Raw genomic sequence first — 15170 nt, forward strand, 5'->3', positions numbered from 1 at the left:
TCCGACGAAGGCGGATGGTGGAGGGGTAACCCGGCCGTGCGCTGCCCTACCCCTCCACCATGCTGCGCATGGTCCCCCTCCCCCAGCAAGCTCGGGGAGGAACTGCCTTCCAACGTGCAATCCCACCGGCTCTCGTTGATGCACACGGCGCGAACCTCCACCCCATGCTCGCGCGCGTCGCGAACGATCTGCGCGGGCGCGTAGAAGCCCATCGGCTGGGCGTTGAGCAGGGCCGCGCAGAACACGTCCGGATGGTGGCACTTCATCCAGGACGAGGCGTAGGCGATCTTGGCGAAGCTCGCCGCGTGGCTCTCCGGAAAGCCGTAGCTGCCGAACCCCTCGATCTGCTTGAACGTCCGCTCGGCGAAATCCTGGCTGTAGCCGCGCTCGATCATCCCGCCGATCATCTTGTCGCGGAACGCGCCGACGCCGCCGGTCGACTTGAACGTCGCCATCGAACGGCGGAGCTGGTCGGCCTCGGACGGGGAGAAGCCCGCGCCGACGATCGCCACCTTCATCGCCTGCTCCTGGAACAGCGGCACGCCGAGCGTCTTCTCGAGGACCTCGCGAAGCTCCGCCGAAGGATATTCGACCTTCTCCTTGCCCTCGCGGCGGCGGAGATAGGGATGGACCATATCGCCCTGGATCGGCCCCGGCCGCACGATCGCGACCTCGATGACGAGATCGTAGAACCGCTCCGGCTTCATCCGCGGGAGCATCGACATCTGCGCCCGGCTCTCGATCTGGAAGGTGCCGAGCGTGTCGGCCTTCTGGATCATCCTGTAGGTCTTGGGGTCGTCCTCCTGCAGCACCGGCGAGGCGAGGCCCATGTCGACCTGCTTGTGGTCACGCAGCAGGTCGAAGGCGCGGCGCATGCAGCCGAGCATGCCGAGGCCGAGCACGTCCATCTTCATGAAGTGGAGCGCGGCGATGTCGTCCTTCTCCCACTCGATGACTCGGCGGTCCTCCATCGTCGCCGGGGCGATCGGAACGAGGTCGTCCAGCCGGTCCTCGGTCAGCACGAAGCCGCCGGGATGCTGGCTGAGATGGCGCGGCGTGCCGATCAGCTGGCGCGACAGTTCCAAGGTCAGCGCCAGGCGCGGGTCGCCGAGGTCGAAGTTGAGATCGCGGACATGGCGCTCCTCGACGCCGCCTTCGGACCAGCCCCAGATCTGGCTCGAAAGGGCGCCGGTCATGTCCTCGGGCAGGCCCAGCGCCTTGCCGACATCGCGCACCGCCCCGCGCGTGCGGTAGCGGGTAACGACCGCGGTCAGCGCCGCCCGCCTGGTGCCGTAGGTGCGGTAGATCCACTGGATCACCTCCTCGCGCCGCTCATGCTCGAAATCGACGTCGATGTCGGGCGGCTCGCCGCGCTCCTCGGAGATGAAGCGCTCGAACAGCAGCTTGTGCTTGATCGGGTCGATCGAGGTGATTCCGAGCAGAAAGCAGACCACCGAATTGGCGGCGCTGCCGCGGCCCTGGCACAGGATGCCCTCGCCGCGGGCGAAGCGGACGATCGCGTTCACGGTGAGAAAGTAGGGCGCGTAATTGAGCCGCCCGATGATCGCGAGCTCATAGGCGAGTTGCTTCTCGTAAGGCTCCGGCAGGCCGCCGGGGAACATCGCCGCCGCCTCGGCGCGCGCCATCTTCTCCAGCGCCTGCTGCGGGCTCATGCCCGGTGGCGCCTCGCTCGGATATTGGTAGCGGAGCTGGCCGAGGTCGAAGCCGCAGCGCGAGACGATCTCGCCGCTCGCCTCGACCATCTCCGGCCAGCGCGCGAACAATCGCGCCATCTCCGCGGCGCTCTTCATGTGGCGGTCGGCGAAGCGCTCGCGGCGGAAGCCGAGCGCGTCGATCGTGCATTTCTCGCGGATCGCGGTGACGACGTCCTGGAGCAGGCGCTTGTCGGGCGAATGGTAGAGCACGTCGCCGGTCGCCACCGGAGACACCCGGGCGCCGCGCGCGAGGCGGTCGAGCGCGGCGATCCGGCCGATGTCGCCGGGGCGGCGGCGGTAGGAGATGGCGCAATAAGCGCGGTCGCCGAACAGGTCGCGCAGGCGATGGAGCGTCGCCGCGGCGCCGTCGTCCGGATCGCCGGCGACGAGGGCCGCGATCAGGCCTTCATTGTGCGCGGCGACTTCGTCCCAGCCGATCCGGCACTCGCTCTTGCCGAGCCACTTGCCACTGGCGTCTCGCTCAAGCGGCCGGCCGGCGGTGAGCAGCCGGGTCAGCCGCGACCAGGCGGCGCGGTCTTGGGGATAGACGAGCAGGCTCTCGCCCGAGACGAGGTCGAGCCGGCAGCCGGGCACCAGCCGCACCTTGGTGGCCTTCGACGCTTCCCAGGCGCGCACCATGCCCGCCACCGAGTTGCGGTCGACGATTCCGAGCGACGGGATGCCGAGCAGGGCCGCGGCCGAGAACAATTCCTCGGCGCTCGACACGCCGCGCAGGAAGCTGAAATGAGTCGCGACCTGGAGCTCGTGATAGGTCACCCCATCATCCCCTGAAGCCACCAGCTGAGGTCGCCGGTGCGGGAGTCGACGCCGTCGCCCTTGCGGAACAGCCAGAAGCGGCGGCCGTCCTCGTCCTCGACCCGGAAATAGTCGCGCACCGCCTCCGCCTCGGCGCGGCGGCGCCACCATTCGCCATGGATTCGCTCGGGGCCGTCGGCGCGGGTCACTCGGTAGGAGCGGCCGCGCCAAGTGAAGCGGCGCGGCGGCTGGTCGGGGAGGACGGCGAGGACTCCGTGGACCGGCTCGGGCGGCGACAGCAGCCGAAGCGGCCGCGGCCAGCTCGGCCAGGCGGCGGGCGAGGCGAGGGGCGCGGCTCGGCTGACGCTGCGCTCGGGCACGTCGCTCTCGATCGCGCTCATCCGGTAGAGGCGGCTCGGGCCGAGGCGGGCGGCGAGGCGGTCGATCAGCGGCACGAGGTCGGGCGCGGGCTTCTCCCCGGTCAGCGCGCCGTCGATCGGCTGGGCGCCCGACGGCTCGACCCGTTCGGCGGTGAGGCGCATCCGCTCGATTCCGAAGCCGGGGTCGATCGTCTCGATCTTCGGCAGCAGCAGGCGCAGCAAATGGGCGCCGTCGCGGGTGGCGCGGGCGGTGCCGATCGCGACCTCCTCGTCCTGATTGTCGACCCGGGTGCAGGTGAGGCGCATCGCGCGCGCGGCGAGGCCCTTCTTCTCGAGGTCGGCGACCAGCTCGCGCATCGCCGTTTCCATCGCTTCGGCGATCGCCTCGGCGCTTCCGATCGGTTCCTGGAAGCGCAGCAGCACCGACGGCGGGTCCTCGGGAGCGACCGGGTCGAACGGCTCGGCGGCGCGGCCCAGGGCCTGGTCGAGGCGGGTGAGCAGGGCGTTGCCGAAGCGGCGCTGGAGCGGCGCGCGCGGCATCGCGACGAGCGCGCCGATCCGGTCGATGCCGAGCCGCGAAGCCGTGGCGAGCTGCGCCTCGTCGAGTCGGAGCAAAGCAAGCGGCAGCGGCGCCAGCGCCTCGGCCTGGCCGGCGGGCGGGCACAGCGTGACCGGCTCGCGGCGATGGCGGGCGAGGGCGTGAGCGGCGCCGAACGTGTCGGCGACCGCGATCCGCGCGGCGAGGCCCATGCGCGCGCAGAAGGCGACGATCCGCCGGCACATGCGCTCCTCGCCGCCGAACAGGTGAGCGACTCCGCTGAGGTCGAGCCACAGCCCGTCCGTCCCGGCGACCGCCGCGCGCGGAGTCCAGCGGCGGGCGGCGAACAAAGCGAGGCGCGTGAGCAGGGCCGAGTCGCCTTCCGGATCGGCGTCCTGGATGTCGAGGCCCGGAAACAGCGCCCGCGCCTGGGTCACCGCCATTCCGGGCGCCAGGCCCAGCGCCTGCGCCCGTTCGCACGCCGCGGCGACCAGCATTCGGTTGCCCACCTTCTGGGCCGTGACGAGCACCTGATACCCCACGCGCTCCGCGCGCAGGGAGGATTGCGGGGCACGAAAGGCTGGCGGCGCCGGCTCTTCCCGTCGCCCGACCTCATGTTTCGCCCAGCGCGCGCCGGGGCGCCAGCCGCTGGTGTTGGGGCAGGAACAGTCGGCGATTCGCGCGCCGGGCTTCTCCACTTTGTCATTCCCGCGAAAGCGGGAATCCAGCTTCTCTTCTTCCGGCGTTCCTAAGGCAGCTGGATCCCCGCTTTTGCGGGAATGACGGTCAACGTTACGCCGCGCGCCGTTCCTCCGCCTGATGCGGTCGGTTGCGAGCGTGGGAAAATAGAGCGAGGCGAGCCTCGGCATCGGGGGCCTCCAGAATCCAGGAACAGGGTTCGCCGCCGCGCTGGCGGGCGAGCTCGGCGGCGAGGCAGGGGCGGCCGATCCCCTCGACGGGCAGCGGCATCGACGGCGCGCCGCCGATCCGCCAGCGGGTCACCGCCGGCGACGGCTCGGCGAGCGGGTCGCGGCCCGCTTTCTTCCAGCGCCGAAGCATGAGCGCCAGCGTTCCGCCCTCCTCAGCGGCGAGCTGGAGGCGGCGGGCCGAGGCCATCGCGCAGCGGCCGACTTCGCCGATCACCGCGCTGAGGCTGCCGTGGCGAAGCCCCTCCTCCATCACCGCCAGCACCTCCTCGTCGCTGCGGCACTCGGCGTAGAGCAGCCGCTCGGGGCCGAGGCCGGCGCCGGCGAGGCCGGGGGCGAACAGGTCGCGGCGGGCGAGCGCCCACAATATCTGGCCGCCCTCGTCCGCCCGCGACTTGCGGCCGGCGAGACCGGCGAGGAACAGGGTCGCCGACGCGTCGTCGGCGAAATCGGGGCTTCGCGCCGCAACCTCGTGAAGCGCCCGCGCCGCCAGCCCGCCGCCGGCGAGACGGCCGTCGACTTCCGCCACGCCGAGCGGCACGACCGGCGCCGCCGAGCCCGCGCCGATGCCCTCGATCCGCCGCACCTCTGCGCGCAGGCTCTCCAGGCGTTCGGCACGGGCGGATGGGGCAGGCATAAGCGACTCGGTTCGTTTGTTCGCTTTATGTTCCTGTTGTCGCTCCCGAGAGTCAAGCGAACGGCTCGACATTCCGCTGTCGGTGAAACACATAGGGCCGATGTCGCTGCGTACCGCCGCTCTCGCGCTCCTCCTGATTCTCCCCGCCGCCGCTGCCACAGCCCAACAGGCGCCCGCGCCCGCGCCCGCGGCGCCGGGCTGGCTCTACCAAGGCAGCGACATCCCGCCCGACCCGGCCTGGCGCTTCGGCACCTTGGCCAACGGACTGCGCTACGCGGTGCGCCGCAACGCCCGGCCCGAGCGCCAGGTCTCGATCCGCCTACGCATCGACGCCGGCGCCCTCCACGAGCGGGAGGAGGAGCAAGGCTGGGCCCACCTCGTCGAGCATCTCGCCTTCCGCGGCACCGCCAATTTCGCCGACCGCGAGGCGCGCCAGATCTGGCAGCAGCTGGGCGCCAGCTTCGGCAGCGACACCAACGCCTTCACCGGGCCCACCCAGACCTTCTACCAACTCGACCTGCCCAATGCCGACCGGACCGGGCTCGACCGCAGCCTCCATGTCATCGCCGACATGATGTCCTCGGCCCTGTTCGCTCCCGCCGCGGTCGATGCCGAGCGCCAGATCGTCATCGCCGAGAAGGAGCGGCGGCCGGAATTGTCGGTGCGGCTCGGCGAGGCGGCGCGCGGCCTGTTCCATCACGGCCTCACCTTCGCCACCCGCGAGACGATCGGCACCGACGAGACCCTGCGCGGCGCCACCGCGGAGGGCCTGCGCGCCTTCTACCGCCGCTGGTACCGACCGGAGCGCGCCACCCTGGTCATGGTCGGCGACGCCGATCCCGACATGATGGTCGCGCTGATCGAGCAGCGCTTCGGCGGCTGGCGCGGCCAGGGCGAAGGTCCCGCCGAGCCCGATTTCGGCACCCACGCCACGCCTCCTTCGCGCACCGCGTCGCTGGTCTATGCCGGCGCCCCGAGCAACGCGACCATCGCCTGGTCGCGGCCCTACGACCCCCAGCGGCCGACCCGCGAACGCGAGCGCGACCAGATGGCCGAATCGCTCGCCGCCACGATTCTCAACCGCCGGCTCGAGCGCCACGCCCGGGGCGAATCCGCCTTCATCAACGCCGGGGTCGGGGTGAACCGCCACCGCGGCACCGCCGAGATCACCCAGCTCGCCATCACCGCCCGCAACGGCCATTGGCGCGAAGCGATGCAGCAGGCGTTCGCGATCGTCGCCGACGCCCTGCGCGCCCCGCCGAGCGCGGCGGAGATCGAGCGCGAATTGACCAACATCCGCACCGCGGCCGCCGCGGCGGTGCAGGGCGAGCCGACCGTCGCCTCCCAGCAATGGGCGGCGCGCATGATCGGCGCCGTCGACGACCGCGGCGTCATCACCTCGGCGCGGACGGCGCAGGCCCTGTTCGAGGAATTCGCGCCGCTCATGACCCCGGAGCGGATAGCCGCCGCGACTCGCCGCCTGTTCGCGGGCGCCGAGCCGCGCCTGCTGCTGCTCTCGCCCGAGCCGATCGAGGGCGGCGACGAGGCGCTGGCCACCGCGCTCGCCGCCGCCGAGCGAGTCCAGCCCGCCACGCGCGGCGACGAGCGCAGCGTCGGCTTCGATTCGCTGCCCGCCTTGCCCGCGCCGGGCCGCGAGGTGTCGCGCGAGCGGATCGAGGATCTCGACGTCACCATCGTCCGCTTCGCCAACGGCTCGACCCTCACCTTCAAGCCGACCCGCTTCGAGGAAGGCCGGGTGCATGTCCGGCTGCGCTTCGGCGGAGGCCGTGCCGGCATCGATCCCGCCCGGCCGGTGATGACTTGGGCGGGCGGCCTGGTCGGGCCGTCGGGCCTTGCCGACCTCGACCTCGATGGCCTCGAACGGCTGACCACCGGCCGCCGAATCGGCCTGTCCTTCGCGGTCGACGAGGACGCCTACATGCTCGCCGGGACGACCAGCGCCGAGGACCTGCCCGACCAGCTGCGCCTGCTCACCACCAAGCTTACCCACCCGCGCTGGGACGCGGAGCTGTTCCGCCGCTTCCAGACCAATGCGGTGCAGAGCTACGATCTCCAGTTCGCCACCGCTTCGGCGCGGGCCGGGCGCGAGATTCCGAGCCTGCTTTATTCCGGCGACTCGCGCTGGGGAGCGGTCGAGCGCGAAGCGCTTGCATCCGCGACGGTGGAAGACATGCGGGCCTATTTCGCGCCGCGCCTCGCCGAAGGGCCGGTTCATGTGGTGATCGTCGGGGACGTAACGCTCGACGCCGCGGTCGAGGCGGTGCGGCGCAGCGTCGCCGCCTTGCCGCCGCGCACGACGCCGGCGCCCGCGGTCGATCCGGCGCGCGTGGAGCCGCCCCAGCCGAACCCGGAGCCGCGCCGATTCACCCATAATGGCGACCCGAGCCAGGCCTTCGCCCTGATCGGCTGGTCGACGCTCGGCGGCCCCGACAATCTGCGCTCGCGCCGTGCCCTCGCGCTCGCGGCCAACATGTTCCGGGTGCGGCTGTTCGACCGGCTGCGCGAGGACGAAGGCGCGACCTATTCGCCGAGCGCCACCCATGCCAGCTCCGACATCTTCCCCAATTGGGGCGTCTTCTATGCGGCGGCGGAAGTGCGGTCCGAACGGATTCCGGCCTTCTTCCGCGCGGCGCGCGAGATCATCGCCGATCTCGCCGCGCGTCCGGTCGCGGCCGACGAGTTCGAGCGGGCCCAGAATCCGGTGATCAGCGGAATCGAGCGCAACCTCGCCAGCAACGGCTATTGGCTGGGCGCGATCGAGAGCATCGCCCACGATCCGGACGAGCTCGCCGCGGTCCGCTCCTTCCTCGCCGACTATCGCGCGCTCACGCCGGAGGACGTCCGCCGCGCGGTCGCCGATCATGTCGTCGAACAGGGGGACTGGTCGCTGACCGTCCTTCCCGCCCGGCAATGATCTCGGTCATCGGCATGAGCCCCGGCGGGGCGGCTGCGAGGCGGGGGAGATCACGCCTCGGCCCGGCAGCCGCGACCAGCAAAGATCGAGAGCGGTTCCACGCGAGTGGAAACGGCTCTAGAGAGGCCGGCGGTGCGCGCTAGCTCATTGCCTGCCACTCCCTCAGCCGGGAGGTCGATGCCCGCGAGCCTGGACTCCATGGGATTCCAGCGGCAGCCTTTCTTCAAGGACAAGAACCGCGCGTTCTGGATGCTCCAGTCGCTCGGCTGGGGCGGCTATTTCGTCCTTCGCACCCTGTCCGGAATCGCCAACGCGATGGGCTGGAGCTACGTGCTTCATACCGCGCTTCTGACCGCGACGGGCTATTCGGTCACCTTGCTGATGGCCGCGGCCTACCGGCGGCTGATCCGTGCCAAGCCGCTCGTCACCTGGGTCGCGACGGTGGCGATCATCCTGCTCGCCGCCGCCGCCTTCTCGGCGATCGAGACGTGGAGCCACGCGACCTTCATCTCGCCGGGCTCGGTGCCGGAAGGCTTCCGCTTCCTCGGCGCCATCCTGCTCACCGTCACGTTGCTGATCGCCTGGTCGGCGCTCTATTACGGCATCAATTACTATCTGCTGCTCGAGGAGCAGAGCCGGCAATTGAATCGGCTCGAGCATCAGGCCTCGTCCGCACAGCTCGCCATGCTGCGCTACCAGCTCAACCCGCACTTCCTGTTCAACACGCTCAATTCCATTTCCACGCTCGTCCTGCTGCGGCAGACCGAGCGGGCCAATGCGATGCTGTCCCGCCTGTCGTCCTTCCTGCGCTACACGCTCGTCAACGAGCCGAGCGGAATGGTGACGATGACTCAGGAGGTGGAGACGCTGAAGCTCTATCTCGAGATCGAGAAGATGCGATTCGAGGAGCGTCTACAGCCGCGCTTCGAGATCGACCCGTCGGTCGAGCGGGCGCGGCTGCCGTCGCTGCTGCTCCAGCCGCTCGTCGAGAACGCCATCAAATATGCCGTGACCCCGCAGGAGGAGGGGGCCGAGATCGCCATCGAGGGCAAGCGAGTCATCGACCGCGTGCTGATCACCGTGTCGGACACTGGGCCGGGGCCAGACGGGGCGCCGACCTATGTCGGCTCCACCGGGGTCGGCCTCGCCAACATCCGCGACCGCCTGGCCCAGGCCTATGGCGACAATCATCGTTTCGAAACGCAGAGCGTGCCCGCGGGGCCGGACACGCCGGGGGGCTTCCGCGTTCTCATTGAAATTCCCTATCAGATCGAAGCCGAGGAACCGAAATGACCATCCGCACCATCCTGGTGGACGACGAGCCGCTCGCCATTCAGGGCCTCACGCTGCGCCTCGAGAAGCATGAGGATGTCGAGATCGTCGACACCTGCTCGAACGGCCGCGAAGCGATCCGATCGATCAAGACTCACAAGCCCGACCTCGTCTTCCTCGACATCCAGATGCCCGGCTTCGACGGCTTCTCCGTTCTCCAGGGCCTGGCCGAGGTCGAGCCGCCGCTGGTCGTGTTCGTCACCGCTTATTCCGATCACGCCATCCGCGCCTTCGAAGCGCAGGCCGCCGATTATTTGATGAAGCCGGTAGAGGAGGAGCGTCTCGCCGACACGCTCGAGCGCATCCGCCAGCGCCTCGCCGAGAAGCGTAGCGCCGAGGAAGCTGGCAAATTGAAGGAAGCGCTCGCCGAGGTCTCGCCCGAGGCCGTCGAGGAAGTCGTCGCCACTGCCGACGATCTCGCCGCCAGCCGCTACGAGAAGATGATCAACATCAAGGACCGCGGCCAGATCTTCCGGGTCGACGTCGATTCCATCGAGAAGATCGACGCGGCCGGCGACTACATGTGCATCTACACCGCCGACAACACGCTGATCCTGCGCGAGACGATGAAGGACCTCGAGAAGCGCCTCGATCCGCGCCGCTTCCAGCGAGTCCACCGCTCGACCATCGTCAACCTCGATCAGGTCCGCCAGGTGAAGCCGCACACCAACGGCGAATGCTTCCTGGTGCTTGGCTCCGGCGCCCAGGTGAAGGTCAGCCGCTCCTACCGCGACGTGGTGGCGCGCTTCGTCCACTGATCGGAACCGCCGGCGCGCCGCCGAATTGTGTCTGCCAAAGGGAGGCCGGACCATTGATGATTGCAGCTCTGCTCCTGCAGGCCGCGCCGCCGCAGCCTCCCGCGCCGCCGCCGGACATCCAGCTCGGCATCGACGTCACCGCGCGGCGCGTGGTGATCGAGAATAAGGGCGAGCTCGACCTCACCGCCACTGCCGCCGTCAACGGCCGCGAGAGCGAGGGCAATGTCGTCGAGGTCGATGCGCCCGACGTCCCGCAGGGGCGGCGCCAGGCGAACAATGTGCGCGTTCGGGTGCGCGCCGAGACTCGGATCGCCGATCCGCTTGCTCCGGTGCTCGATGGGGCAATACCGCAGGAACCGCAGTTGCCGGAATAACGTTGGGCGGCCGTAACAGGGAGATTCCAATGCGTAAGCTTCACGCGCTGGCGGCGGGCCTCGCCGCGGCGACCGCCCTCACCATACCCGCCGTTGCCTCGGCCCAGACCGGCCAGCCCGAGATCCGTCCGCTCCAGCGCCGCCAGCCCGCGCCAGCGACCGCGCCCGCCCAGCCGTCGCCGCTCGCCCAGCAGGCGCTCGCCGGCGGCGACCCGCCCGACGTCCTCCTCGACGTGCCCAATCTCTCGGTCGAGCAACTCAGCATCCAGGTCAGCAACCTCCAGGCCAATCTCAATCTCGACGCGCGCCTCGCCAACCTGCTCCACCTCACCGCCGGCGTGAACGCGAGCATTGACGACGTCCGCATCGAGATCGCCGGCGTGCGCGCCCAGGCGACCCTGATCGTCCGCCTCGACAATGTCCGGGCGATCATCGAGCGGACGCTGCAGACGCTCGACAACAATCCGCAGCTCGTCACCCAGCTGCTGTCGACCGTCGACAATACGGTCGGAACGGTCGGCGGCGTCGCCAACAATACGGTCAACACGGTCGGCGGAATCGCCAACAATCTGCTCCGCAACGGGCAGGTCCTCGATCTCGTCCGCGCCGGCCTCACCGAGGTGTCGCGCACGGTGAATCCGCAGGGCCAGACCGTCCGCCAGGTGCGCGATACCGCCGGCAATCTGCTTGAGGTCGTCACCGATACCGCCAACCGCATCGTCTCGTCACGGCGGTTGAGCGGCGGCCAATAGGTTTCACAGCCTCGCGAAGGCGGGGATCCGGCGTCCGTCGCTCCCGATCAGGTGAACGGCCGCTGGATTTCCGCCTTCGCGGGAACCGGGGCGCAGGCGCCCGGTCCCCTCCTTTCGCCGCGTGATCCGGGATGCCGATGCCGCGCATCCGGGATAAGGCTGGGGCGAAAGGGAGGGGAAGATGACCGACCATCACGCCCGTTTCGCCGCCTTCGCCGCGCTTCACAGGCCCGGCCAGCCGTTGATCCTGTTCAACGCCTGGGACTCGGGAAGCGCGGCGGCGATCGCCGAGGCGGGTGCGCCCGCCATCGCTACCGGCAGCTGGTCGGTGGCAGCGGCGCAGGGCTTCGCCGACGCCGAGGCCCTGCCGATCGGGCTCGCCCTGGCCAATGCGGAACGGGTCGCCGAGGCGGTAGAGGTGCCGGTGACGATCGACTTCGAAGGCGCCTATGCAGTCGATCCCGACCATGTCGCCGCCAACATGCTGCGCCTCGCCGGCACCGGCGCGGTCGGCTGCAATTTCGAGGACCAGCTGGTCGGCGGCGAGGGGCTTCACCCGGTGGTCTTCCAGGGTGACCGAATCGCGGCGGCGCGTAACGCGGTCGGCAGCGACTTCTTCATCAACGCCCGCATCGACCTGTTCCTCAAAGCGAAGCCGGAGCAGCATGCGGATGCGATGAGCGAGGCGCTGGAGCGCGCCGAAGCCTATGCGCAGTCCGGCGCGAGCGGGCTGTTCTTCCCCGGCCTCGGCGATCCCGGCCTGATCGCCCGCCTCTGCGAGGCGAGCCCGCTGCCGGTCAATATCATGGCCTATCCGGGCGCGCCGTCGGCGGACAAGCTCGCCGGCCTCGGGGTCGCTCGGATCAGCCACGGGCCGTTTCCCTATCGCCGAATGATCGACTGGCTGAAGTCGGCGGCGGCGGAGCATTACCGTCGCTAGACCTTGCGGGAAGGGCGGCCTAACGTCCCCTCGGGCCAACAGCCGGAGGGCGCCCTTGAGCCTGTTGCCGCGATTCCCGGATCCAGCGACCGAGCGCGCCTTCCTGATCGGTGAGCGCGCCGAGCGCGGCGTGGCCATCCGCGCGCTCATCGCCATCTCGATCGCGACCCTGCTCTCCTACATCGTCCTCAATCCCAACCATCTGCCGCCCGAGGGCGTGCGCGATTATGCGCTGTCGGCCGGCGCGCTGATGGCCGCGCTCGCCGGCTTCTTCGTGCTCACCCGCACCCGTTTCTACCGGGAGACGCCATGGATCGACCTGCCGGTCTTCGTCGTCATGGCGGCCGGCATGAAGTGGCTGGCTCTGGTCCTCGCCGCGCAGGCACCGACCACCGGCATTCCTCCCCACGCCATGGCGATGATCCAGATGGCGATCCTGGTAATCTTCGCCAGCGTCGGCTTCGCCGGCACCTTCGCTTATTTCCTCGGCTGGGCGGTGGCGGTGCTCGGTCTGTTCGCGGCCTGGCTGATGACGATGCCCGGGGTGCCGGACATCACCCGCATGTACACGCTGACCAATTTCAGCACCTTCTTCGTCTTCGCCCTCTACTTCAACTGGGACATCGAGCGGCGCGCCCGCAAGGTGTTCGCGGCGACCAGGGCGCTGGAGGCGGAACGGGCCAAGACCGAGGAGCTGCTGTACAACGTGCTGCCGCAGGAAGTCGCGGCGCGGCTGCGCGCGGGCGAGGCGGTGGCCGACGCCTTCTCGGACCTGACCGCCATTTTCGTGGATCTCGCGGGATCGTCCGAGCTGGCGCGCAAGCTGTCGCCCGGCCATCTCGTCAAGGTACTCAACCACTTCTTCTCGGCCGCCGACTCCTGCGCCGAGCGGCACGGCCTCGAGAAGGTCAAGACGATCGGCGACGCCTATCTCGCCGTCGCCGGCGGCACCGCCTCGCAGGGGCGCGACAGCGAGGCCGCGGTGCTGTTCGCCCGCGATCTCGTCGCCCGGCTCAAGGAGATTGCCGACGAGACCGGAATCGCCCTTCCGGTGCGCATCGGAATCCATAGCGGGCCCGCGGTCGGCGGCGTCATCGGCAGCAGCCGCCTCGCCTATGATTATTGGGGCGATACGATGAACGTCGCCGCGCGGCTGCAGGGCGCCGCGCCGCTGAACGGAGTCGCGGTGTCCGAAGCGACCTATTTCCAGGCGCGCACGCATGAGGATTTCGTCGAGCAGTCGCTGGTCCTGAAAGGCATCGGCCAGACCTCGGTCTATGTCGCGGTGCTGGACGGGCTCGACGCCCCGTCGCCCGAATGATCCCCGACTATACGCCCGGAATCGCGCTCGCCATCCAATTTGCGGTGGCGCCCGCCTTGCTGCTGGTCGGAGTCGGCGGAATCCTCAACGTCGTCGCGGTTCGGCTGGCGCGGGTGGTCGACCGCGCCCGAGCGCTCGAGCGGCACGTCCCGGAAATCGACGGGCCGCTGCGCGCGCAGGAGATCGCCGAGCTGCGCGTGCTCGACCGGCGCATGAAGATCTGCCACGCCTCGGTCGGCCTGTGTACCGCCGCCGGCTTCCTCATCTGCCTGGTCGTCGCCTTGCTGTTCGTGAACAGCATGATGGACCGCGGCTATGACAACCTCGTCTCGGTGCTGTTCGTGCTGGCGATGGCGGCGCTGAGCCTCGGGCTGGTCCTGTTCCTGACCGAGATCACCATCGCGATGCGGGTGGTCAAGGTGAGCGACGCCTATGTCTCCCGCGGCCATGGCCGGCGCCATCGCGATTGATTTTTGAGGCGGCGGCGGACAGGACGCGTCCATGCTCAGCCTCAGCTTCATTCGCGACAATCAAGACGCCGTGCGCAAGGCGGCGGCGGACAAGAACGTCCCGCTCGACCTCGATCGCCTGCTCCATCTCGACTCCGAGGTGCGCTCGGCCAAGACCCGCGTCGATGAGCTGCGGCGGCAGCGCAACGAGATCAGCGGCAGGTTCAAGGACGCGGCGCCCGAGGAACGCCCGGCGCTCGGCGCGGAATCGAAGCAGGTCGCGGGCGAGATCGCGTCGACCGAGGCGCTGCTCGGCGCCCACCAGGCCGAACTCGACGCTTTGCTGCTGCGCGTGCCTAACATCCCCTGGGAAGGCGCGCCGGTCGGGCCCGACGAGACCTTCAACACCGTTGTCCGCCAGGTCGGAACGCCGCGCGACTTCGGCTTCGAGCCGAAGGACCATGTCGCCCTGGTCGAGCAGAATGACTGGGCCGACCTCGCCCGAATCGTCAAGGTGTCGGGATCGCGCACCTATTGCCTCAAGGGCCGGCTCGCCGAGCTCGAGCAGGTGCTGATGCTGTGGGCGCAGCGCAAGCTCGCCGGCGAAGGCTTCACCCTGATGACCGTGCCCGCGCTGGCGCGGCCCCAGGCGTTCCAGGCGACCGGCCATTTCCCCGGCCACGAGGAAGAGGCCTATCATATCCCCGCCGACGATCTGTACCTCGCCGGCACCGGCGAGATCGCGCTGACCAGCCTCCACTCGGGCGAGATCTTCGAGGCGGACCAGCTGCCGGTCCTCTACGCCGGCTACTCGCCCTGCTTCCGCCGCGAGGCGGGCAGTGCCGGCCGCGACGTTCGCGGTCTGCTGCGCGTCCACCAATTCTACAAGCTCGAGCAATATGTCATCTGCCGCGACGATCCCGAGGAGAGCGCGCGCTGGCACGGCGTGCTGTTGCGCATCGCCGAGGAGCTGCTTGGCGAGCTCGAAATCCCCTATCAGGTCGTCGAGACGTCGACCGGCGACATGGGCAACGGCAAGTTCCGGATGAACGACATTGAGAGTTGGGTGCCGACGCTGGGCAAGTATCGCGAGACCCACAGCTGCTCGACGCTTCACGACTGGCAGGCGCGGCGCGCGAACCTTCGCTGGCGCGACGAGGAGCGCAAGGTGCGATTCACCCACACGCTCAACAACACCGCTCTGGCCTCGCCGCGGATCCTGGTTCCCCTGCTCGAGAACCACCAGACCGATGATGGCCGCGTGCGGCTCCCCAAGGCGCTTCAGCCGCTGATGGGCGGAGAGTTCCTCTGACAAGCCCGCGCCGGCTCATCGGAGAGCTCGGCAGCTGGTTCAACC

12 protein-coding genes are annotated in these 15170 nt (G+C 69.6%); 9 read left to right on the forward strand and 3 right to left on the reverse strand.

Annotated features, from left to right (window positions below; translation table 11 throughout):
* From G7B71_RS08300 to G7B71_RS08310, 3 genes are all read right to left on the reverse strand, one after another.
* Positions 1 to 2492: error-prone DNA polymerase (locus G7B71_RS08300; protein WP_166039796.1), on the reverse strand; the 2492-nt coding region annotated here is incomplete at its 3' end.
* The gene (locus G7B71_RS15675; RefSeq protein WP_279338398.1) at positions 2489 to 3919 is read right to left on the reverse strand and encodes a DUF6504 family protein; all 1431 of its coding nucleotides are present in this window, start codon (positions 3917 to 3919) and stop codon (positions 2489 to 2491) included. The genes G7B71_RS15675 and G7B71_RS08300, both read right to left, overlap by 4 nt.
* Positions 3920 to 4181: 262 nt before the next feature.
* The gene (locus tag G7B71_RS08310; RefSeq protein WP_243406163.1) at positions 4182 to 4952 is read right to left on the reverse strand and encodes a protein ImuA; all 771 of its coding nucleotides are present in this window, start codon (positions 4950 to 4952) and stop codon (positions 4182 to 4184) included.
* Between the two features lie 100 nt (positions 4953 to 5052).
* Here G7B71_RS08310 and G7B71_RS08315 point away from each other — a divergent pair, with 100 nt between their 5' ends.
* The 9 genes from G7B71_RS08315 to serS all read left to right on the forward strand — a co-directional run bounded on the left by G7B71_RS08315 (position 5053) and on the right by serS (position 15125).
* On the forward strand, positions 5053 to 7887 hold the full coding sequence (locus G7B71_RS08315) for a M16 family metallopeptidase (RefSeq protein ID WP_166039799.1): 2835 nt from the start codon (positions 5053 to 5055) through the stop codon (positions 7885 to 7887).
* A gap of 177 nt (positions 7888 to 8064) precedes the next feature.
* Positions 8065 to 9180 (forward strand): histidine kinase, encoded by a 1116-nt coding sequence (locus tag G7B71_RS08320; RefSeq protein WP_243406164.1) that lies wholly within the window; start codon positions 8065 to 8067, stop codon positions 9178 to 9180.
* Positions 9177 to 9977 carry a response regulator gene (locus G7B71_RS08325; protein WP_166039801.1) on the forward strand — a complete coding sequence of 267 codons (801 nt, stop codon included), beginning with the start codon at positions 9177 to 9179 and terminating at the stop codon, positions 9975 to 9977. The genes G7B71_RS08320 and G7B71_RS08325 overlap by 4 nt, the downstream gene beginning before the upstream one ends.
* A 56-nt stretch (positions 9978 to 10033) precedes the next feature.
* The gene (locus G7B71_RS08330) at positions 10034 to 10351 is read left to right on the forward strand and encodes a hypothetical protein (protein ID WP_166039803.1); all 318 of its coding nucleotides are present in this window, start codon (positions 10034 to 10036) and stop codon (positions 10349 to 10351) included.
* Between the two features lie 29 nt (positions 10352 to 10380).
* Complete coding sequence (locus G7B71_RS08335) at positions 10381 to 11103, forward strand: hypothetical protein (protein ID WP_207774747.1); 723 nt, start codon at positions 10381 to 10383, stop codon at positions 11101 to 11103.
* A 181-nt stretch (positions 11104 to 11284) separates the two neighbouring features.
* Complete coding sequence (locus G7B71_RS08340; protein ID WP_166039805.1) at positions 11285 to 12043, forward strand: isocitrate lyase/phosphoenolpyruvate mutase family protein; 759 nt, start codon at positions 11285 to 11287, stop codon at positions 12041 to 12043.
* A gap of 55 nt (positions 12044 to 12098) precedes the next feature.
* A complete protein-coding gene (locus G7B71_RS08345) occupies positions 12099 to 13364 on the forward strand; it encodes an adenylate/guanylate cyclase domain-containing protein (RefSeq protein WP_166039807.1) in 1266 nt (421 codons plus the stop codon).
* The gene (locus tag G7B71_RS08350; RefSeq protein ID WP_166039809.1) at positions 13361 to 13834 is read left to right on the forward strand and encodes a DUF2721 domain-containing protein; all 474 of its coding nucleotides are present in this window, start codon (positions 13361 to 13363) and stop codon (positions 13832 to 13834) included. Before G7B71_RS08345 ends, G7B71_RS08350 begins: the two co-directional genes overlap by 4 nt.
* A 31-nt stretch (positions 13835 to 13865) precedes the next feature.
* Positions 13866 to 15125: a serine--tRNA ligase gene (serS, locus tag G7B71_RS08355; protein WP_166039811.1), complete on the forward strand. Its 1260-nt coding sequence runs from the start codon at positions 13866 to 13868 to the stop codon at positions 15123 to 15125.
* Positions 15126 to 15170: the final 45 nt, after the last annotated feature.

The sequence above is a fragment of the Sphingosinicella sp. YJ22 genome (genome assembly GCF_011320075.1).
Lineage (GTDB): Bacteria > Pseudomonadota > Alphaproteobacteria > Sphingomonadales > Sphingomonadaceae > Allosphingosinicella.